This is a genomic window from Mycoplasma sp. 13536, assembly GCF_055523495.1.
Map to the genome: position 1 here is coordinate 105,302 of NZ_JBVFVC010000001.1, position 22,995 is coordinate 128,296.

16 protein-coding genes and 2 rRNA genes are annotated in these 22,995 nt (G+C 31.0%); 3 read left to right on the plus strand and 15 right to left on the minus strand.

Annotated features, from left to right (window positions below; genetic code table 4):
- Positions 1-20 precede the first annotated feature (20 nt).
- Positions 21-1,955 carry an Ig-specific serine endopeptidase MIP gene (gene mip / locus AC0B4N_RS00435; protein WP_465101962.1) on the plus strand — a complete coding sequence of 645 codons (1,935 nt, stop codon included), beginning with the start codon at positions 21-23 and terminating at the stop codon, positions 1,953-1,955.
- A gap of 29 nt (positions 1,956-1,984) precedes the next feature.
- Here mip and AC0B4N_RS00440 read toward each other — a convergent pair whose 3' ends face one another.
- The 5 genes from AC0B4N_RS00440 to AC0B4N_RS00460 form a co-directional block, all read right to left on the minus strand.
- Positions 1,985-2,740, minus strand: a complete 756-nt coding sequence (locus AC0B4N_RS00440) for a hypothetical protein (RefSeq protein WP_465101963.1) — start codon at positions 2,738-2,740, stop codon at positions 1,985-1,987.
- A 5-nt stretch (positions 2,741-2,745) separates the two neighbouring features.
- On the minus strand, positions 2,746-4,092 hold the full coding sequence (locus AC0B4N_RS00445) for a hypothetical protein (RefSeq protein WP_465101964.1): 1,347 nt from the start codon (positions 4,090-4,092) through the stop codon (positions 2,746-2,748).
- Positions 4,083-4,670 carry a hypothetical protein gene (locus tag AC0B4N_RS00450; RefSeq protein WP_465101965.1) on the minus strand — a complete coding sequence of 196 codons (588 nt, stop codon included), beginning with the start codon at positions 4,668-4,670 and terminating at the stop codon, positions 4,083-4,085. Before AC0B4N_RS00450 ends, AC0B4N_RS00445 begins: the two co-directional genes overlap by 10 nt.
- Before the next feature lie 470 nt (positions 4,671-5,140).
- On the minus strand, positions 5,141-5,923 hold the full coding sequence (locus AC0B4N_RS00455; protein ID WP_465101966.1) for a hypothetical protein: 783 nt from the start codon (positions 5,921-5,923) through the stop codon (positions 5,141-5,143).
- Complete coding sequence (locus tag AC0B4N_RS00460) at positions 5,916-7,097, minus strand: S8 family serine peptidase (RefSeq protein WP_465101967.1); 1,182 nt, start codon at positions 7,095-7,097, stop codon at positions 5,916-5,918. Before AC0B4N_RS00460 ends, AC0B4N_RS00455 begins: the two co-directional genes overlap by 8 nt.
- Before the next feature lie 321 nt (positions 7,098-7,418).
- Between AC0B4N_RS00460 and AC0B4N_RS00465 the strand changes: the two genes are divergently transcribed.
- Entirely contained in the window at positions 7,419-7,931 is a 513-nt protein-coding gene (locus AC0B4N_RS00465) for a transposase (protein ID WP_465101968.1), read from the plus strand.
- On the plus strand, positions 7,874-8,812 hold the full coding sequence (locus AC0B4N_RS00470) for an IS3 family transposase (protein WP_465102558.1): 939 nt from the start codon (positions 7,874-7,876) through the stop codon (positions 8,810-8,812). Before AC0B4N_RS00465 ends, AC0B4N_RS00470 begins: the two co-directional genes overlap by 58 nt.
- A 24-nt stretch (positions 8,813-8,836) precedes the next feature.
- On the opposite strand, the gene AC0B4N_RS00475 is transcribed toward AC0B4N_RS00470, so the two are convergent.
- The 10 genes from AC0B4N_RS00475 to AC0B4N_RS00520 all read right to left on the minus strand — a co-directional run bounded on the left by AC0B4N_RS00475 (position 8,837) and on the right by AC0B4N_RS00520 (position 22,895).
- Entirely contained in the window at positions 8,837-9,268 is a 432-nt protein-coding gene (locus tag AC0B4N_RS00475) for a hypothetical protein (protein ID WP_465101969.1), read from the minus strand.
- 628 nt (positions 9,269-9,896) lie between these two features.
- Positions 9,897-11,081, minus strand: a complete 1,185-nt coding sequence (locus AC0B4N_RS00480) for an IS30 family transposase (RefSeq protein ID WP_465101920.1) — start codon at positions 11,079-11,081, stop codon at positions 9,897-9,899.
- 138 nt (positions 11,082-11,219) lie between these two features.
- Entirely contained in the window at positions 11,220-11,951 is a 732-nt protein-coding gene (locus AC0B4N_RS00485; RefSeq protein WP_465101970.1) for a hypothetical protein, read from the minus strand.
- Positions 11,941-13,953 carry a S8 family serine peptidase gene (locus tag AC0B4N_RS00490; RefSeq protein WP_465101971.1) on the minus strand — a complete coding sequence of 671 codons (2,013 nt, stop codon included), beginning with the start codon at positions 13,951-13,953 and terminating at the stop codon, positions 11,941-11,943. The genes AC0B4N_RS00485 and AC0B4N_RS00490 overlap by 11 nt, the downstream gene beginning before the upstream one ends.
- Before the next feature lie 468 nt (positions 13,954-14,421).
- Positions 14,422-17,311: ribosomal RNA gene (locus AC0B4N_RS00495) — 23S ribosomal RNA — on the minus strand.
- Positions 17,312-17,600: 289 nt separating this feature from the next.
- Positions 17,601-19,109 (minus strand): 16S ribosomal RNA (locus AC0B4N_RS00500).
- Together the 16S and 23S rRNA genes form the textbook arrangement of a ribosomal RNA operon.
- Before the next feature lie 256 nt (positions 19,110-19,365).
- On the minus strand, positions 19,366-20,199 hold the full coding sequence (locus AC0B4N_RS00505; RefSeq protein ID WP_465101972.1) for a TIGR00282 family metallophosphoesterase: 834 nt from the start codon (positions 20,197-20,199) through the stop codon (positions 19,366-19,368).
- Positions 20,200-20,251: 52 nt separating this feature from the next.
- Positions 20,252-21,253: a recombinase RecA gene (recA, locus tag AC0B4N_RS00510; protein ID WP_465101973.1), complete on the minus strand. Its 1,002-nt coding sequence runs from the start codon at positions 21,251-21,253 to the stop codon at positions 20,252-20,254.
- A 56-nt stretch (positions 21,254-21,309) separates the two neighbouring features.
- Positions 21,310-21,993 carry a ribonuclease HIII gene (locus AC0B4N_RS00515; RefSeq protein WP_465101974.1) on the minus strand — a complete coding sequence of 228 codons (684 nt, stop codon included), beginning with the start codon at positions 21,991-21,993 and terminating at the stop codon, positions 21,310-21,312.
- Positions 21,993-22,895: a Cof-type HAD-IIB family hydrolase gene (locus tag AC0B4N_RS00520; RefSeq protein WP_465101975.1), complete on the minus strand. Its 903-nt coding sequence runs from the start codon at positions 22,893-22,895 to the stop codon at positions 21,993-21,995. The genes AC0B4N_RS00515 and AC0B4N_RS00520 overlap by 1 nt, the downstream gene beginning before the upstream one ends.
- Positions 22,896-22,995 lie beyond the last annotated feature (100 nt).

Genomic DNA, 22,995 nt, shown 5'->3' on the forward strand with positions numbered 1-22,995 from the left:
AAACTAATAATTGGAGAATTATGAAGAAAAAAATACAATGAATTTTTAACATAGGTGCTTTATCCTTACCTTTTGCTTTGGTAAGTTGCCAAACCAAGCCACAAGACCCAACACCAAGAACTGAACCTGGTCCTGGCGACCCTGGACCTGTTAATCCAGCACCCACCCCAACACCACAATTGACTCAGGAACAAAAAGATAATATTGATTTTTATTTAAATCAAAATAATGCGGGCCGTTTTGACCTTGAAAATAAAAACATGGTTGACCAATTAAAACTATTAAACAAACAAAAGCAAAATTCGCAATACCAAGATGGTGTTGTTTATCGTAACCAAAATAAATTAGCTACATCACCTGAAAATGCCCAAAAATTTGATACTTTAGCTAAAACCTTAAAGCATGATACTTTTGACAATCAAAGATATAAATCAAATACAATTCCAAGTTATAAAGAAAATGGGGAAATAGACGGATTAAATATCCAGGTTAAATGAGATTTTTTAAGTAATAAAACAGAAGAAAATTATGCTAAATTAAATAATAATCCTGGTAAAGGTTTAGGTCGCACTTTAAACAATGAAAGTTATAAAGAAATTGCTATGCAAACTTATTCACTTAACCTTTACAAAGGTATTAATAGTTCATACTTTGGAACGGCTTGAATTATTGACTACGAACTTTCAGAAACTAATCACTATCCCACTAAATGGTATATTGCAACTAATTTGCATGTTGCAAATGAATTTACCAAAGATACAACTTACTTTAATTTAACAAGATTAGATCCAGAAGCTCCTTTAAATACTAATTTAACAATGCGCGAGCGAAATAATAATGATAATAAACCTTTAAATGAATATTTCACAACTTTTAATATTAACTTAGAAGTGCCAAGCCTCAAAGATCGTGTTAAAATAGTCTACCGTGCTGTTGATTTCTTAAAAGCAGATCCAAAGGATTATTTGTCACAAGAACAAAAAGCCCGCTTTTCTGAATTCAAAGAGTATGCTGATTTTGTGGTTATTGAAATAGATTTTAGCAACCTGCATTCTAAGGTTGGTTTAGAAATTAAAAATCCTAAAAATAATAATTCCTTTGAAAATCCAGCTGATTTTCTAAAAAAAATTACGAATGATTTTGCGAATAAACGGGAAATTAAATTCTTAAATGAATCTTATTTATCAAACTATAACAAAATAGATCAACCACTTGCCAATAGTGATTGATCTCAAAAAGATACCTTACTAGCTCTAGGGTTTCCAAAAGAATTTAGTGCCAATAATTTATCATGGCCAAGGAATTTGAATACAGAAAAAGATATTGTAAATTATGTTGAAGAAAGATATAATTTTGACTTTAATTTTAGAAACTTGTGAACAAATCAAGTTTCTAAAAATCCTAAGTTTATTAATTTAAATCAAACAACTGGTCAACTCGATATGAATACTAACACTAATATAATAGGAAATCGCCTAACTAATAATCCAGCTGTAACTACTTTTAAAAATAAACCAGGGGTTTATGATGCATTTTTGGCTTGACCACTAGTAGATACTGATACAAACCCATTAAAAACTGTTTATAATGATAAAACAACAAGCCTCATCCAAATGGGCTTGGGATATGCTTTAGCAAACTATGAAGCTCCTGGTGGAGCTTCAGGATCGTCAGTTCGCAATGATAAAAATGAATTAGTTTCCATCTTCCACTCTGTGGGTCCTGATACATTACTTGGTATGTCATCTGCCTTTAGATCTGAAGGATATAATTACCAAGGATTATATGGCAAATATAACTTACCTCAATATGATTTAATATACGGAGGAGGTAAAGACCAAGCAGAAGGTAATTCATACCGCGAAGCACTTGCTAAAATTAACCCTAATATGAAAACACATGTTTTTAAGGAAGGTGTTAATAAAGAATATTCACAATTTAAATTTAATAACTAAAAACCAAACAATATTAATTGCTTGGTTTTTTAAATATCTTTAATAAAATTATGTGTTTTCTTTTTAAAATTTATCAATATTTTCTCATAAGGTAAAACAAGAGCAAAATATAAATATTTTTCCGGAGTATCAAAAATTTCCTTATCAGTTAAATCATAGTTTACTTTATTGATAAATAAAACTCTTGATTTTTTAGTAAATAAAATACTAATTCTTTTTGGTTTTAAAAATTTTTCCTGATATAGATTTTTTAATTCACTAAGCTTAAGAAAATTTTCATCTGATAGACCATTATTATACGATCTTCATTCTTCTATTTTGTACCAATCAATTTTAGCAATAGCATAATTCTTTAAATGAAGATGTATAACATAAGCCAAAAATATAAAAAAAGATATAGAAGACAGAAGAAAAAATGGAATTCCAGGATATGGGGTTGTATCTATTAATAAGAAAAGCATTGGTATGTAAATCGAAAATATCTTTGTTGAAATCATTATGATATGTGATAATATTGAAGCATCATTAAATAACTTAGATCTCTTTTGAAAGTATAAACTATATTTATCATAAAGATCCTTCAGTGCTTCGAAAAACCAATCATCAATTTTTATACTATTTTCCATAAAATATTTTTGTGTGGCACCAAAGCCCAAAAAATATAATGTAGCATTTATTAAACCAAGGTTTTTAGTTTTTTTATTAAGTACGAAAATAAAAATAGCATATAAAAACCAAAGCAAAGAAAGTATTGCAAATCCAACAATAATAGCTATATGCAGCATATAATTTAACCTAAATTATCCTTTAAGTTTTTGTTACTGTATTTGCTGCGTATATATTCATATGTATATGTTTTGTTATTTTTAGTAACCGTTCGTTTAACTTTTATAAGCTTATAGCTTGCAAGTTCAGATTTACTCATACTAAGCATTTCCTTACGAGTAAAAATCTTAACATCAATTAAGCGTTTAAACAGTCTGTTTGTACCCCTAGTTCCTCCATATTTATACGATTTATCTTGTGGTGATTCAGAAATAACTACAATTTTATTTAGGCTTTTAAATTCTTCTCATTCTTGTTTATTTTTCTGTTTTAATTCATTAGTCTCTCAGATATTAAAATGAATATTCATTAATTCATTCAAGTCTTTTTTTAACTCATCATATGATACCATCATAGAATTTACATCATAAATAAAACTTACAACAGATAACATGGTTGCTGTTGATTTTGATAAAACTCTGGCAGATTCTTGTTTTAAGGCTTTTAATTCATCATGAAGTAAAAAACTATCAAAAGCAGCCTTTCCCATATCTTTACTAATTGATAACAAACCATCATCTCTCAATGAATCTAACATACCAAGTGTTTTTTTAATATAATTAGATTTTGTAATATTAACTGATTTAATATAATTAAGAATAATTATTATGATACTTAATGAGATGCTAAGGGCTCCTGCAGGCGGTCATAAAAAAGCAATCAGGCTAGCGCCAACTGCTGCAAATGATAAAACTAAAATAGCAGTATCTATATCTTTAATAGTTTGCATCGAGTACTGTAATTTTTTTAATAAAACATCTTTTTGTATTAGTTCTTGTTTTGTTTTTTGTAACATAATATGCAATATTTTCGAAGATTCTGAATCTTTATTATTAATATCATTGTTAACATACCAATTTAGTTCAGTTTTAATAATTTCAGGAGCACTATTTTTAAGATTTTCTTGTTCAGTCTTTTTTAATGGTGTTGTAATTACAGAGTATAAATGTGCATAGGATAGTATAGGGTTTTGATCTATGCTAAAAATTCTTTCATTTATATACTTTAAATTTTGTTCTTCGTTAGTAACCACCACCTTAGAAAAAACATCTGTAATAGCTTTATTACGGTATTTATCGAATTCATCGTGGGTATTTTTTTCTAAAATTTTGTTTAATTCAGTTGGATTTTTAAGCTTTGCTATTATATCAGAAGCCTTAACTTGTGATAAATATTCTTTTGCTTTATTAATATCATTTTGTTGAGTATTTGTAGTTTTTAAATGTTGCTGACTCACATTATTTATAACGCCTGGTGCACTTGCTGCTTGTACAATATCTAATGAACTAATGAAATGTTTTTTTATTTTCATAGGGGATCCTTTTCTTTTTTGCTTTTATAAAGTTTGTCTAATGGGAGTATAAGTAAAAAATTTTTATAATCATCTAATGATGTAAAAATTTTTTTGTCATAATTATTAATATTTAATTCTATTTTCATTCTCTTATTTTTAAATTCTTTGTCTTTTAGGAAAAATTTACCATTTTTATTGTTGAAATTAATAAAAAAATTTGAATATTTGCTATGAAAATAATTTTCATCAGGTAACTCGCGATTAAATAATCACCATTCTTGAAGTAATTCAGTTGATTTATAGTTTGGAATAATTAATTTATTATTTCCAACTTTGTAAATAATAAAGAAACTTATAAATACAAAAATACAGTTTATGATTGTAAATATAATAATAAATATATAATATTCTTCATACATCAACCCAAGAAACACAAAACCACTAAAACCAGATAAAAAAGTATAAATTTTAAAAATTTTATTTCACTTTGTAGATTTATCTGTGTAGATAAAATCTTTTAGATATTTATCATACCTTGATATAAACAACATCATAATCTTAAAATATTCTTCATTTAATTTTAATTTATTTCTCATAAAAAAATCTTTAGTAGATCCATTTAATAAAGCAAAAATATTAAAAAATGGTATTTGATAACTTTTTCGTTTTAAATAGTTTTCTCTAATATAACAAAACTGGATAATTATAAGAATTCCAATCATAAGCATTGCAATAATATAAAAATATTTATAAAAAAATATACTATATCACACTGTAGGGTCCAATTTAAATTTATTAAAATCACCAAAATTAACAAATCCGCTTATTCCTCGCAATATTTCCTCCTATTTATATTATTTATTATACTGTAAAACATGTTTTAAACAATATTATACTGTAAAGCAAAAAGTTTATACTAACACATCTATTAACATTGCTTTTAACTCTTTATATCATTTAAGCACCAATAATTTTAGGTCCCTCTTCTGCAATAATAAATCAATAACAAGTTTTAGGAATTTTTCAATTGGCCATATTTATTATATTTATGTTAAAAAACAGGGAATTATTCTGTCCCTGTTTTTTTTGTTTCTGGTAAAAATACATCATTATACCAATATATAATATCATCTAAGTCGTCATATTTTTTAAATTCCATGTGACTATATTTCGGTGTCTTCATAACTTTCCAAATTTCTGAATAATCATAATACGTTACACCCACATTTCATTTTGGTGCACTACTATTTTTAATACCATATACAAAAAATATATCATTATGTTCAATTCTTATAAGATTGTAATCAGATCCCAGTTCAAAAATGTAAATATCAGATTTACTTAAAACCTCATCTACTGATTCACCCCCCAAATATGTTGTTTCAAAAAGTTCTTTTATTTTGTTTTCATCTTGATAATTATGAAATGTTTTTGATTTCGTTGCATTATTTATTATTAAATTATTAAAATCTTCAAGAGTTCTAATTTTTACAATTACCGGATCTCCCCAATATTTTGGTTCACCAAAAAAGTGCCAGTTATAAGGTTTTTCAGTTCAGCGACGATTCTGTTCTGTTGCGCTTAAAGTTCTTAATTCATCTGTTATAAAATCTTTCTCAACAACATATTTCAGTTGTTCTTTTTTTGTGTCTTCAGATATTTTTTCATGAAATAAATTATCAGCATCACGCTTTTTAGCTCTTTCCCGAAAATATTCTAACATACCATCCGCATATGGATCCTCACCCGGGTTTTTAATATCTGGATCAGAGTTATTATTTCATGACAATAAAGAAGTTGGTATAAATAATGATGATGAAAAAATTAACAATTTTTTAAGTTTAGTCATTTCTCACCACGTGTGTTGCTGCAATTAAATCATCAACAAAATTAGTTTTTCAAGTAGCATTTCTTTTATAAATTTGATATCTGTACACCCCAGTATTTAAAACAGGATAGTCAATAAGTTCATCATTACTTTTTACTACACTGTGAGATTTAATTGTGTACCAACGACCTCAATTATCTTGTTTTTGAAGAATCAAATCATAGTTTGTAAATAAATAATTTTTATTATGATCATATTTAATGCGTTGTTCAGAATTTTTAAGAATATCCGCATTAGATGTTCAAGAAGCCGCAATTTTTAAATTCTGTCCTGCGGATAGTTTTAGTGATTTACTTGTAAGAATGAGTTCTTGAGTGCTTGCTGGATTTATCTTTGCGATTGAATAATTATTTGCAGCTTCCAACATTGATTTAAAGTGCACTGTCCCAGCGCCATATTTTTCTTCATAGCCATTACTTTTATAGGTTAAATTCTTTAGTTTTGGAGTTATTGCTGAGGATGATAAAATCACTTTCACTAGTGGAACTCTAAATTCTGAATTATCAATTTCTGGTTTATTTTTTAGTAAATTAGAAATTAGTCCAGTAACAAACGGAGAAGAATAACTTGTTCCATTCCCATATTGATTTGAGTTATGCCCCACTTGATAAAAATAACCAGGAGCGACAACTAATGGTTTTGCTAAATCTTTATGTTTATTTACAAGCCAATATTTTGAATAATAAGCCACTGAATTTGTTTTTATATTTTCTTTAGTAGAATGATCTTCCAATGCACCAACCACAATTGAGTTAAATGATAATGCATTTGAATTTATATATTGGTTTTTGTCGTTTATATTTCCGGCTGCTATAACATTAATTACACCATATTTACCTGACAAGTAATCTAACGTATGCGAAACATCTGAATAAGTAAACATACCATCACCATTGCTATGATTTATAAGTCTAACTCCATCTTCAATTACCATCTTCTCAAGTTGAACTTGTCATTCCCCTTGTGTTGAAAATGTTGATAAATATATAGTTGAGGTTTTATCTACACCATGTCTACCGCTAGCAATTAATGAAACAAAAGTAGAACGATACTCTTTTTTATTTTTGGCAATTCCTAGTTCTGATTCACTTATATTAATTCTATTTGCAAAAAAAGTTTGTGTAATTATTGTCAAAATTTTTGTGGTAAAGTTCCATTATACCAATTTTACTGTTGGGAACTTTTTTATTATCATAACCTAAACCATTAACCATATCTAAATTATTATGAACTGAATTTATGTATTTATGAACATTTCTTTCATTAGCCATATATTTGCGCATATAATCTTTTTCCTCTGGTGTTGGCTTATAGATCCATTCTAAAATATCATCAGATACCTTATAAGATTTATATTCATTTTTATAAATTATAAACTTAAATATTTCGGGTCAATTCTATAGTGAACCCCACAAGTTGGACCAAATCAATTGGTAAAACTTAGGGGGTTTTTATTATGAAGTTAAAATTAGAAGATAAACTAAAGATTATAAAACTATATAAAACTGGTAAGAGTAGCAAACAAATTGCCGAAATTTTTAATGTAAATATGCGTACAATTCAGTTTATAAAGCATTTGTACAACCTCCACGGATTAGAAATATTTACAGAAAGAAATAAACGACGAAACTTCAGTCCTAGTTTTAAATTAGAAATTATTAAGCAAGTATTAAATGGCAAATCAATCCGCTCTTTGGAAGCAAAACTATTAATTAATTCTGGAATAATTAATTCATGAGTGAAAAAATTTAAATTATTTGGGTATAATGGTCTTATAAATAAAAAGAAAGGTAAAATGCCAATGACCATGCCAAAGAATAATAACCCAAAACAAGATAAAACATTATCTAGAATTAAAGAACTCGAAGAAAGAAATGCCCAGCTTGAAATGGAGGTAGACCTCTTAAAAAAATTGAGAGCCTTGGTTCAACAAAGGACAGAGCAACCAAACAAGAAAAAGCAAAAGTAATATTTGAATCAAGGCATAAATATAAATTAAAATTAATGCTAGACTTTTTCCAATTAGCAAAGTCAACATACTTTTATATTGTTCAAAGTTTTTCAAAAAATGATAAAGATTTTGATTTAAAACAAGTAATAACGAATATTTTTAATGAGAATAAATCCCGTTATGGATATCGAAGAATTTGTTTAGAACTAAGAAATAGAGGTTATATTATTAACCATAAAAGGGTTAAAAGATTGATGAAATTACTTAATTTATTTGGTTTACAGCCAAAATCAAAATATAAATCATATAAAGGTGAAATTGGAAAAATTTGTAATAACTTACTCCTTACAAGGATTGTTGACAAAAAGAATCATAATACTTATTACGAACGAAATTTCAAAACCACAAAATTGAATCAAACTTGAAGCACTGATGTTTCTGAATTCAAAATAGCAAGTGGAAAACTATATTTATCACCAATTATAGATGTACATAACCGCGAAGTTGTTTCATACACAATTTCAAAAAGTCCTAATTTTGAACAAGTGAATCAAATGCTAAATAAAGCTTTTAAAAAGTATAAAAATCTTAATGGTTTAATTTTGCATTCTGACCAGGGATGGCAATATCAAATGAAACAATATCGTGACAAATTAAGTAAAAGAGGTATTAAACAAAGTATGTCGCGAAAGGGAAATTGCTATGATAATTGTGTTATTGAAATATTTTTTGGAACCATGAAAAACGAAATGTTTTATGGTCATGAAAAAGAATTCAAAACTCTAGAAGACTTAGAAAAAGCGATGTGCAAGTATATAAATTATTACAACAAAAAACGAATTATCACAAAATTAAAAGGACTGACACCTTTAGGATATAGGCATCAATCCTTAAATTAATTTTAGTCCAATTTTATGGGTTCACTATATTCCCTTTACTTTATTTACCAAGTTTTCACGATCCTTTTCATCTTTGAAGTAAATTCAAACAGTAGGCATTATAAGGCTTGTAATTGTTGATAAATAATTTAAACCTGTATTTTTAATTTTAGTTATAAAATTTTTATTAAAGTAATTTACTTGATCAATATTATTGGCATCAAATTCTGTATTTAATAATATTTTTAGTTCATATTTATTGTCTATATATTCAGTAGTAGTTGTATTGGAACTAGAATGCAAAGTTGTTAGTTGTTTCCGAACTTCAAACCTGTCTGTTTTTAAATTTTCATATCAATAAGCTAAATTTTTACTATGTTGATGTGGTAATAAGTAAACCGTGGATGCAACACAAAATAAGGAACCAATTCCTAATATTTTTTTAATAAAATGTTTCTTTTTCTTTAAAAAATTCACAGTTTTCTCCTTTTTTATATTATTAATTAGTTAATTTCCCTAATTTTATTTTAATAGGACATTAAAATTATAAATTAAAAAAAACTGAAAATATTTTTTAGTTTTTTTGGAAAAGTCACAAGCGAGATATTAACAAAATAATTGTCTTTTAATTTTAACATAAATTTTATATAAAAAATGTATGAGAAAACAGAAAACACTCTAACATTATAACGACCCTAAAATTGTTCCAAATCAATTGTTAAAACTTTGGTTTCACTATAATTTTACAAAGATAAATTATTAAATATTGATAAATGGAAATAAAACAAGCGTCTGAAAAGATAATTAAAGAAGAAACCCATATGCATAAATATCTGCATATGGGTTTCTTTATACTTATTTTGTTTATATAGTTAATTTATTGCGAACTTAAATATATAAACATACATTATTGAATATCTTTTTTGGAAAAGTCACTTGCGAGATATTAACAAAATAATTGTCTTTTAATTTTAACATAATTTTTATATAAAAAAATGTATGAGAAAACAGAAAACACGGCAGTGTTTTCTCGGCGGTTTTGCTTACTTTTGTCAAAAGTAAGGCCCCTTTGATTGCAATCAAAGGCGGGGGATTTAAAAAATTTTTAGGTTATCTTATATTGCCGTACAACTTGTCGGTAGTTATTTATTTTATCCATCATATAATCAATTTCTTGCTGAGAGTATTTATCTAAGCTTTTTCCTTTGGGAATGTAATACCTAATTAAGCGGTGCATATTTTCTATTGAACCTTTTTGTCATGAACTATATGGTTGGCATTTAAATAATCTTTCAGTTGGAATGACCTGGTGCAATAATACATTCTCACTACCATTATCAACAGTTAAAGTTTTAATGTCTAAGTTATGTTTCTTGATTAGTTTGACAAGAGTTTGTTTGATAGCTTTGGAGTTGCGTTTTGAGAGCATAGCATAAGACATTCTGGTTTGCCGTTCAATTATGGTTACAATACAATATGTATCATTGATTTTACCAATAACGGTGTCTAATTCAAAATGGCCGTGTTCAGAGCGATCATTAATATAAGCTGGACGTTTTGAAATTTCTGTAGCATATTTTAATGTTTTAGGTTTGGTTTGTTTTTGCTTCCTTATGCCATATTTGCCTTCAGATTTTTTAACAATATGGTCAAAATCAAGGAAATAAGGGTATTTTTTAATTATTTTATAAATTGTACTAGGCGAAGGAGCAAATTCATCAGGGGATAATTTTTTAAAAGAATTAACAAGATAGGTAACTGATTTCTTAACTTCTTTTTGCTGCAAATTCTTTTTGTTTCTATTTTTATTGTATGTATTAAGTTCACTATACCAATATTTTCTGTAGGCCTTTCATTTCTCTTTAATTGCATCACTTACAAAAAAGAGTCGCGAAAATGAATAACCTAATAAATGTTCGTATAGTTTAGTAAAATTAAGGGTTTTAACACGCATTACTCTTTTTGAGCACTTAGGACAAACATAGCGATTTTGTTTATCTAAACTAAGTAGTCTGCGATTTGTAATAATTTGGATTTTACTTTTTATACTTCGAATGTCTCTATCAAAAATCTTGGCTACTTCTTGGATTGAGAAGCCTTCAGAAAGTTCTTGTAAAATATTATAAAGTTGTTCTAGATCTATTTGGTCTGATCTTAATTTTCGATGCGACTCAAGAGCTCCTTGCATTTTCAAGATAGTGTTGTAATTCTCTTCGATTTTAAAATGTTGATATTTATTTTCTTTTCGATATTTGTCAAAAACACAAATATATTTTTCTAAATTTTTCATATAATTTTAAAGTCTCCTTTCATTTTTTTAAAATTTATTAATACAACTATTTTATTACAAGGCAGACAAAAACAATGTCACATGCAAAAAACTTGCATGTGACATTTCCAATTAATAACATTATTGAATATAAAAAAATTATGGATAAATTTTCTTGTAAACTGTATTATATCATTCTATAACCTGGCTGGTATATTCGTCCATAGATAATAAATCATTAGCCACACGTCTAATTTCTATTTTCATATGCTTTGGTATGCTAAAGACACTTCATAAGTAACTTTGAGGAATTACTGTTGGTAAATTAAGGCCAGGGGCCCCAGAAATATAATATAAAATTATTTTATTCTCATCATAAGCAGGTATTGTCCCACCTATATCTATAAATCTAGTTGTTAAAATATACGGACTAATGAAAATAGTATTATTTTTTAAAAAGTCATATACTTCGTTATTATTTAAATATAATCTACTGAATAAATCTTTAATTTGGGAATCTTCATTAAAATCATCAAAACTGTGAAGTTCTTTAAATCGTTTAATTATATATTCATCAAAGTCTTCTTTAGTTTCTATTTTTATAATTCCTCCAAGTTTTTTTTCAGTAGGAAAATTATCAAAATAAAAAGAATTAAAGGCAAATCTAGTTCCTTCTTTTTTTTGAATCCTCTCGGATTTTATATGTCCATCCTCTCTTAATCACTGCTCAGGAACAAAAACTTTTTTTGTATGAAATGTTTTGGCTTTTTCATTAAGTTCATCTAAAATCTCATAAAAATTTGTATTTCAAGGCAAAGAACAAGATAGTGTAGTTAGTGGTATTGTTAATAAAGCACCAAAAGAAAATAATAGCTTTTTATTAATCTTCATTTCTTACCACATGTGTTACAGCTATTAAATCTTCAACAGAATTTGTAAAATTAATTTTATTAAATTTTTTAATGCGATATCTATATGTACCTGGTTCTGTTGCTTTATATTCTATTATTTCATCATTACTTACTTCTGACATCCTATTTAATACTGTTACTCAATTACCATTTTTATCTTTGCGTTCAAGGTATAAATCATAATCGGTAAATCATTTTCCACCTTGACGTTTTTGGACTTCTGATTGTTTCAACCACTTCGGATCATTATAATTTCTTTTTCATTCAGCATCTTTGTATATTAGCCAAGGATAATAGTGGTATGAAGTGTGTCAACCATTAATGCGCGGAGTGTTTGGTTCACTCTTTCTTAAAATACCAGCGTTAAATAACCAAGAACTTGATACTTTAATTGTTTGGTTTTTATTTAAAAATATTTCATTACTCGAAAAAATAAAACCATTATTTTGAGTTGGATGTATTTTAATTGTAGAAATATTATCTGCTGCTTTAAGCATTGCAGAAAAATCAACAGTTCCAGCACCAAATTTTTGTTCATAACCACTTGACTTATAGTTTAAATTGTCGTGCTTTGGACTAACAGCAGATGCTGATAAAATTGCTTTTACAATTGGTATTTTATAATCGCTATTTCTAATATCTGATCTATATTTGAGTAAGTTAGAAATCAAACCAGTTACTACAGGTGCAGCATAACTTGTTCCATTATAATAACTATTTATATTATATACAGGATTATAAAACTGTGCTGGAGCAACAACTAATGGCTTCGATATATTTTCAAATTCTTTGAAATGACGATAATTTGAATATGAAGCTATTATATTCTTTTTAATATTATACTTAGTTGCAGAATCATCAAGTGCTCCAATAATTATTGTATTAAAAGATAAGTTTTGTTTTGTTATGTAATGTGTATTATTTTCACCATTATTAGATGCAGCTAAAATGTTAATTACTCCATATTTTCTAGTTATATAATCTAAAAAATATGCATTTTCATCGTAACCTAAATCATATGATTGGAATCGATTACCACGTTCATCATACATTGATGGTCCATAACTGTGATTGATAATCCTAATTCCATCTGTTTTTACCATTTTCTCTATTGTTGTTGCCCACTTACTTTCATGCTTACCAAAATTATATAAATATATTTGCGAAGTTCTATCAAATCCAAATGCTCCACCTGCTATCATTGAAACCATTGTGGAGTGGGTTTTATATCTAGGGTCGGTTTGTTCATTAAGATCATTTATTTCAATTCCATTTTTAAAGTATTTTTGATAGCTTTTATCAAATGGATATGCTCATGATTCTAAAACTCCTATTTTATTAATGTGGTTATTATTCATATAACCACTAACTTTTACAATTTCAGCATTTTTCTGAACCGATTGCTTAAATTTTTCAAAGTGTGGGTTTGTTGAATCTGGAGCATAGTTATATGACCCACCACCATAAAGTCGATCGTTGTCAGAAAGAATATGATTAAGTACATCAATTTTTGCTTGTGGTTCAGGTTTTTCATTTTTAAATAATATAATTTTGAAAATTTCTTTTCAATTTCAAATTTTATCTACAAAAGTTTTTCTTTCAAATTCATTTTCAAAATAAAATCATACAATAGGCATCATTGTAAGTTTTTCAAATGATTTATATTTTAAATTATTTTGATTAACTTTATTTATAAAAATATGATTAAAATTGGTTAAAAATTCTTCATTTTCAGTTTCAAAACCAGGGTTTAGTAATAGTTTCAATTCAAAATTATTGTTAACTGGCATAGCAATTGCTTCATTATTTTGATTTAATGCAATAGTGGTACCTTGGGCCCTAGTTTCAAATTTTATGTCATTAAGATTTTCATATCACATTGTATCTCGTGTAATATGTTTAGCCACTGGCGTAGCAAAAAATGTTGTTAAAGCACTAGTGCTTATTAAAGTTAAAAAGCAAACTTTTAGTTTCTTTTTCATAATTATCTCCTTAATTTTATATAAATTAAATTTTAATGTAATATTATTTTTATTAAAATAGTATATTTTGCTATTAATACAATTTCATTCTAATAAATAATTTTAATATTTTAAATATACCTAATAAAATTATATCATAAAAAAATTTTTGATCAAGGGAAATTGAGTTTTGGAAAAGTCACATGCGAGATATTAAGAAAACAATTATCTTTTAATTTTTACATAAAAAATGTATATCAAAACAGAAAATGCAGCAGTTTTATAGTGACCCATAAAATTGCACTAAAATTAATTTAAGGATTGATCCTATATCCTAAATTTGTTAGTCCATTTAATAAAATATTTTAGTTTAACAAGCAAATTAAATTTTTAACCTTAAACAAAAAAAACTCCCCTGAGGGGAGTTTTTACTTATTCTCTGAAAACTGAACAGTAAAGTAATTTATTAAAATGTCATGAATACATTTAACTTTTAAACCTATCAATTTATTAGTAATGGTCAGCTGAATGTATTACTACACTTACACTTCCATCCTATCAACCTCGTAGTCTACAAGGAATTTCAAGGGAATACTTATCTTTGAGGAGGCTTCCCACTTAGATGCTTTCAGCGGTTATCCCTTCCGTACTTAGCTACCCAGCTATGCTCCTGGCGGAACAACTGGAACACCAGCGGTACGTCCACTCCGGTCCTCTCGTACTAAGAGCAGCTCTCATCAATATTCCAACGCCCACATCAGATAGGGACCGAACTGTCTCACGACGTTCTGAACCCAGCTCGCGTACCGCTTTAATTGGCGAACAGCCAAACCCTTGGAACCGACTCCAGCTCCAGGATGCGATGAGCCGACATCGAGGTGCCAAACCTTGCCGTCGATGTGATCTCTTGGGCAAGATAAGCCTGTTATCCCCAGGGTAACTTTTATCCGTTGAGCGACTGCCGTTCCATGACGTACAGCCGGATCACTAAGTCCTGCTTTCGCACCTGCTCGACTTGTAGGTCTCGCAGTCAAGCACACTTCTACCTTTGCGCTCTACATACGGTTTCTGACCGTATTGAGTGTACCTTTGAACGCCTCCGTTACCTTTTAGGAGGCGACCGCCCCAGTCAAACTACCCACCACGCACTGTCTCCCCGCCGGATAACGGCGGCAGGTTAGAAACTCAACATACCAAGGGTGGTATTTCAAGGTTGACTCCTTCAAGGCTAGCGCCTTGATCTCACTGTCTCCCACCTATCCTACACATGTTAGGCCAAGTTTCAATACGAAGTTGTAGTAAAGCTCCATGGGGTCTTTTCGTCTTGATGCGGGTACCCAGCGTTTTCACTGGGACCATAATTTCACCGAGTCCAATGTTGAGACAGTTGAGAGATCATTGCGCCTTTCGTGCAGGTCAGTATTTAGCCGACAAGGAATTTCGCTACCTTAGGACCGTTATAGTTACGGCCGCCGTTCACCCGGGCTTCATTTCAACGCTTCGCATTAAGCTAACGCATCCACTTAACCTTCGGGCACTGGGCAGGCTTCACCCCCTATACATCACCTTGCGGTTTAGCAGAGAGCTGTGTTTTTGATAAACAGTTGCCCCTCACAATTTACTGTGGCCAACGGTTTAATGTTGGCACCCCTTATCGCGAACTTACGGGGTTAATTTGCAGAGTTCCTTAACATTGGTTTTCTCGCTCGCCTTAGAATACTCATCTTGGGAACGTGTGTCCGTTCTCGGTACAGGTACCCTGTTATTTAAACGTTTAGAAGCTTTTCTTGGAAGTATGAAATCACACAATTCAGGCCAAAGCCTTATGCATCGTAGCTCCCAGTTATAGAATACGCATTTAACTATATTCACCAGTCACTACTTACCCCTAAATCCATTAATAGGTAGTGCTATCCTTCTCCGTCACTCCATCACTATAACAAGGCAGTACAGGAATATTAACCTGTTATCCATCAGATACGCTTTTCAGCCTCTCCTTAGGTCCTGACTAACCCTGGGTGGACGAACCTTCCCCAGGAAACCTTTCCCAATAGGCGTCGTAGATTCTCACTACGAATCGTTACTCATACCGGCATTCTCACTTCTTAACGCTCCACCAGTCCTCACGGTCTGACTTCGTTGCATTAAGAACGCTCCTCTAACGTACTTACGTACCCGTGGCTTCGGTATTATGTTTTACTCCCGTTACATTATTGGCGCAAGATCTCTTGACTAGTGAGCTATTACGCACTCTTTAAAGGGTGGCTGCTTCTAAGCCAACCTCCTAGTTGTTTATGAAATCTCACAACCTTTCTGACTTAACATAATTTTGGGACCTTAGCCGACGATCTGGGTTGTTGCCCTCGCGAGCCGGGACGTTAGCACCCCGGTTCCGACTGCATGACAATACACAATGGTATTCGGAGTTTGATTATAGTCAGTACCGCTAGGCGCGGCCATTCCATATTCAGTGCTCTACCACCAAAGTTTAACATCACACGCTAGCCCTAAAGCTATTTCGAGGAGAACCAGCTATCTCCAAGTTCGATTGGAATTTCTCCGCTATTCACAAGTCATCCGGGCACTTTTCAGCGTACTACGGTTCGGCCCTCCACTTGGTATTACCCAAGCTTCAGCCTGCTCATGAATAGATCACCTGGTTTCGGGTATATGTCAACATACTAAACGCCCTATTAAGACTCGATTTCTCTGCGGCTCCGCTTTTTTCCGCTTAACCTCGCATGTTAACATAACTCGCCGGTCCATACTGCAAGATGTACGCCATCAGCCATTAACGGCCTCTGACTAATTGTAAGTAAGTGGTTTCAGAATCTATTTCACTCCCCTCCCGGGGTTCTTTTCACCTTTCCCTCACGGTACTAGTTCACTATCGGTGTCTGGTTAGTATTTAGCCTTACCGGATGGTCCCGGCAGATTCAGACAGGGTTTCACGTGCCCCGCCCTACTCAGGATGCTATCAAAAGTTTTTGCTATTTCGCATACGGGAGTATCACCCTCTATGCTAAAGTTTCCCAACTTTTTCTGCTATAACAAAAATTTGTAACTTTATGTAGATAGTCCTACAACCCCACCCTAAGGTGGTTTGGGCTCTTCCACTTTCGCTCGCCGCTACTAATGGAATCATATTTTATTTTCTTTTCCTGTTGCTACTAAGATGTTTCAGTTCACAACGTGTCTCGCAATCAAGACTATTTTATTCATCTTGAAGCAGTTAGACATTACTCTAACTAGGTTTCCCCATTCGGAAATCCCCGTATCGTAGCTCATATCCAGCTCCACGAGGCTTATCGCAGGTAATCACGTCCTTCATCGACTTCCAGACCCAAGGCATCCACCACTCACTCTTACTTATTTAAAAGTTCAATATTTACCTATTGTTGTTGATGTATTCAAAGACATTTTAATAAATTATTTATAAAATAATTACTCGGTTATCCAAAACAAATTGACTAATTTATTTTTTGATGTCGTTGTTATATTAATTTATCTTTACTATTCAGTTTTCAAAGAACAAAATGAGAGAAGTTCTCTCAAAACTAGATATACATGTTGGGTTATCTCAACCATGACATTAAATAAGAAATGATAACCATATCATAAATTGGTAATTGTTACTAAAATGAATTGTAACTTAATGTACTCCGTAGAAAGGAGGTAATCCATCCCCACGTTCTCGTAGGGATACCTTGTTACGACTTCACCCCAGTCACCGGCCCTGCCTTAGGCAGTTGTCTCCGTAGTTAACAAAACCGACTTCGGGCATTACCAGCTCCCATGGTGTGACGGGCGGTGTGTACAAGACCCGAGAACGTATTCACCGTAGCGTAGCTGATCTACGATTACTAGCGATTCCGACTTCATGTAGTCGAGTTGCAGACTACAATCCGAACTGAGAATAGTTTTTTGAGATTTGCTTGATGTCACCATTTTGCGTCTCTTTGTACTATCCATTGTAGCACGTGTGTTGCCCCACTCGTAAGAGGCATGATGATTTGACGTCGTCCCCACCTTCCTCCCAATTACTCGGGCAGTCTCCCTAGAAAATTAACTAAGGATAAGGGTTGCGCTCGTTGCAGGACTTAACCGAACATCTCACGACACGAGCTGACGACAACCATGCACCATCTGTCATTCTGTTAGCCTCCGCTATATCTCTATAGCTTTGCAGAAGATGTCAAGAGTGGGTAAGGTTCTACGCGTATCTTCAAATTAAACCACATGCTCCACCGCTTGTGCGGATCCCCGTCAATTCCTTTAAGTTTCACTCTTGCGAGCATACTACTCAGGCGGATGATTTAATGCGTTAGCTGCGCCAATAGATTTTCTATCAGCTAATCATCATCGTTTACAGCGTGGACTACCAGGGTATCTAATCCTGTTTGCTCCCCACGCTTTCGTCTCTCAGTGTCAATATGTGCCCAGTTAGCTGCCTTCGCCAAATTGGTGTTCTTCCTAATATCTACGCATTTCACCGCTTCACTAGGAATTCCGCTAACCTCTACACAATTCTAGCATGCCAGTATCCAACGCAATTTGGGGTTGAGCCCCAAGTTTTCACGCCAGACTTAACATACAACCTACAGACGCTTTACGCCCAATAATTCCGGATAACGCTTGCAACCTATGTATTACCGCGGCTGCTGGCACATAGTTAGCCGTTGCTTTCTGACAAGGTACCGTCAAGGCACTAGCATTTCCTCTAATGCTTTTTCTTCCCTTATAACAGCAGTTTACAACCCGAAGGCCTTCATCCTGCACGCTGTGTCGCTCCATCAGACTTTCGTCCATTGTGGAAAATTCCCTACTGCTGCCTCCCGTAGGAGTCTGGGCCGTATCTCAGTCCCAGTGTGGCGGATCAGTCTCTCAACCCCGCTAAACATCATCGCCTTGGTAAGCCATTACCTTACCAACTAGCTAATGTTCCGCACCCCAATCTCTTAGTGAAGCTTTAAGGCTCCTTTTATATATAATTCATGCGAACTATATAAGTATCCGGTATTAGCGATAATTTCTCACCGTTATCCCAATCTAAGAGGTATGTTAAGTACGTGTTACTCACCCATTCGCCGCTAAGTTCTAAAAGAACTCCGCTCGACATGCATGTATTAGGCACACAGCCAGCGTTCATCCTGAGCCAGGATCAAACTCTCGAAAAAATTGACTGTCATGTTTTGTGTGTATATCTAGTTTTCAAAGAACTTCATGCTGCTTTTTCAAAAAGCGCAAGATAATTATAGTACAAAAAAATAAAAACCAAAATATTTTTTTTTTATTTTTTTGTTGGGTATTTTTTTTAGTGATATTTAAAAAATAAAATAATTCATTGAATTGTTATAAAAACCAAAAAATTTTTAATATAATCAAGCTATATATATTGTTTTATTATTAAGATAATTAATTATGAATAATAATTTAATAAATCTTTAAATTAAATAAATTTACTTTTTTAATTTTGTTTTGTTTATTTATTAATCCTTTTTTATACAAAGTTAATAAAACAGCATTAAATTGTGTGTTATTGGAACTAACATAAAACTTATCTCTTGAATCAGGATTAATAATCTTATTTTTTACTTCTTCAACTCTAGCACCAATTGCACTATCAATTGGCCCTGTCATTCCTGCATCTGTTATATAAAGTGTTCCGTGTGGAAGCAAATGATCATCATTCGTTTGAACGTGTGTATGAGTTCCTAAAACTGCATCAACCTTCCCATCAACATGTAACGCAAAAATATATTTTTCACTTGTGGTTTCGCCGTGAAAATCAATTATATGAAAATCTGACGGTTGTGCATCATATAATAACTCATCCACAGCAGTAATAAAATTACTGGCACTATTTTCAAGCCATGGATGTCTTAGTTCGTTAAAAGTCTGCCCCATCATTGAAGTAATTCTTAAAGTAAATCCTTTAACATTTACTATTTGGCTGCCAACTCCTGGATATTTGCTAATCACATTATACGGCCTAACTATATTGCTATTATTTATAATATTATATATATCTAAATTAGCTCAAACATGATTGCCCATAGTAAAAAAATCAACACCAGTTTTACAAAGGCGGTTATAGTCATTTTCGTTAAGTCCTTTGCGACCTGTGATATTCTCTCCTTGCGCTATAACATAATCCACATTATGTTGTTTTTTTATTTTGTGTAAAAATTTTTCAACGGTAACAATTCCTGGCAAACCAAAAATATCCCCAATAAATAAGACCTTAAGACTTTTCTTTTTTTTCATGTTAATAATCATAATACAATTAAATAAAAATAAAAAAGAGAATTTCTCTTTTTTATTTATCTGCTTTGATTTGTTCTAAAGAAGCAAGTATTTTATCCATTATTTCTTGATTTTCTTTAATATAGTCTTTAGCATTTTTCTTACCTTGGGCCACGTTATTGCCTTCATAACTATACCAAGCACCTTTTTTGTCGAAAATTTTATTATCAACAGCAATATCTACTAATTCACCATATTTATCAATTCCCTCATTAAAGGAAAGTTCTGTTTGAGCACTTTTATATGGTGGAGCTAATTTATTTTTAATAATTTTAAACTTCACTTCATTACCTGAGATTTCTTTGTCTCCTGAAATTTGTGTTCCTTTACGTACTTCAATTCGAATGCTTGCATAAAACTTTAATGCTCTTCCGCCTGGTGTGGTTTCTGGATTTCCAAAAATTACCCCTACTTTTTCTCTAAGTTGATTAATAAAAATAATTGTTGTTTTATTTTTGTTTAAATTACCAGTAATTTTTCGCAATGCTTTAGACATTAAACGGGCTTGTGCACCAATTTGTTGATCATTCATTTCCCCATTTAATTCAGCAAGTGGGACTAAAGCCGCAACACTATCAACGACTATAAGATCTATATTTCCAAGCCTTGCTAAAATATCAACAATTTCTAAGGCTTGTTCACCGGAATCGGGTTGGGATAAAATTAAATTATCAGTATTTACACCAAGTTTACTCGCAAACACTGCATCAATTGAATGTTCTGCATCAATGAAGGCAGCAATTCCACCACGCTTTTGCACCTCTGCAATTGCATGTAATGATAAAGTAGTTTTTCCTGAACCTTCTGGTCCATAAATTTCAATAATTCGCCCTTTAGGATAGCCACCAATTCCTAAAATTTTATCAAGGATGTAACTACCACTATGGAATGTATCAACAGTAATATCGTTGACATCACCAAGAAGCATAATTGATTCTTTTCCAAATTTCTTTTCAATTTGTGTAATTGCTGTTTTTATAATTGATTTATTTAAGTTTGTTGTTTCTTCGGCCATTTTTCCTCCGAAGTATCGTTAAATTTATGTATTACGTAAAACCAAAAAAGAACAAATTAAATTTTAAAATTTGTTTTAGCAACTTTCCATAAGGTAAGATCCCCATGATTTTTTTTAAACTCTAATACTTTTTCTTTCACCGCTTTGCTCGCTCCAAAGGGAAAAACAAAATTTCAATCCTTATTTTGCTTTTCCATATATTCTAAAAGGTAATAGCGAGCCAAAATAGATGCACAGGCCACTGATAAATATTTTTGTTCAGCTTTTTGAGTTAAATATATCTGATTATATTTATTATATAAGTTATTAAAATCATCAATAAAACTAAATCGCTGAGCATATCGATCAATTGATTTAGTCGTCGAGTATTGATCAACCACAATTTCTTTATTTACAATTTGATATTTTTTTTCAAAATTTAAAATTGCATTGGTATGAATAAAAAATTTAAGTTCATTAGCATTAAATTTTTTAGTAACCATTGTGTTATAACCTTGTTGTGATAAGACATAGAAAGAGTTTGGTACTTTTAATTTTAATTCCTTGCCTATTTCTTTTATTTTTCTATTTGTTAGTAACTTGGAATCTTTAACTCCAAGTTCTTTTGCTCATTGATGCATTTCCTGTGGCAAAAAAGCACAGCAAGCAACTAAAGGAGTAAAGTAATCCCCTACTCCCGTTTCATCAATACCTAAAATATTTGAAGATAAAATTTCTTCATTTAATTGAAGAAATTTCACTACTCTTCCTCAAATTGTCTAATTCTTTTTCTTTTTTCTGTTGCTTTTTGAATTTCTGCCTCTGGGTTATCTAAAAACTTGTTGATGTATCACCCAACTCCACCATCTTTATTTGTTTTATTAATTCTAACATTCGCATATCTCTTAACATCTTTTGATGCATTTCCCATAGCAACTGAGACATTGGCTATTTTAAACATCGGAACATCATTAAATCCATCTCCAAGAGCAACAATATTTTCTGTTTTTATATCATAATACCTAGTTAAAACACTTAATGCCTTTCCTTTATTAGCCACAATATTAGTAATATCAAAGACTGGGCTTAAACCTTCTCCTTTTGATCAATATGAAAATTCAGCTAAATCACCATATCTTGCTTTAAGATAACATCTTAAAGCTTCAACATCTGTGTCTTTTCGTACATCAAATAAAATACCTGTAGGCATTAAAGGAATTTTATAAAAATCTAAACCAAACTTTAATTTTGGTGCTGATGAAAAACCAAAAACTTTCTCTAAATCTTCATCGCGTTTTTCAAGCTGCACTCAGTCAGGTCCTTCAATTGCAATATTAGTAATTTCTTTTTGGACTTTTTCATCACCTAAAATATATAAAGCTTCATTTAGGTTTAAATATTTGATATGTGGAATAAAAGATTTATCACAAGGATTATGGATGTGAGCTCCATTAAAGTTAGAAACAACAGTGTCCAGCCCTAAAGTTTCATAGATACGTTGTGTACTTCTTCATGGTCTTCCGGTTAAAATACATACAATATGACCTTCATTTTTAGCTCTTTTAATAGCAGCCATTGTTAAGTCATGTATTTCCCCAGTTGCACTTGAAAAAAGTGTTGTGCCATCTAAATCTATGGCAAATAAATATTTTTCTTTTTGCATAATTTTCTCCAAAGATAAATAACCACCCATCACAATTAAGCAATAAGGTGTTTGCTATATTATAGCATAATATATAAAAAACAAAAGCCAAGTGCATTAA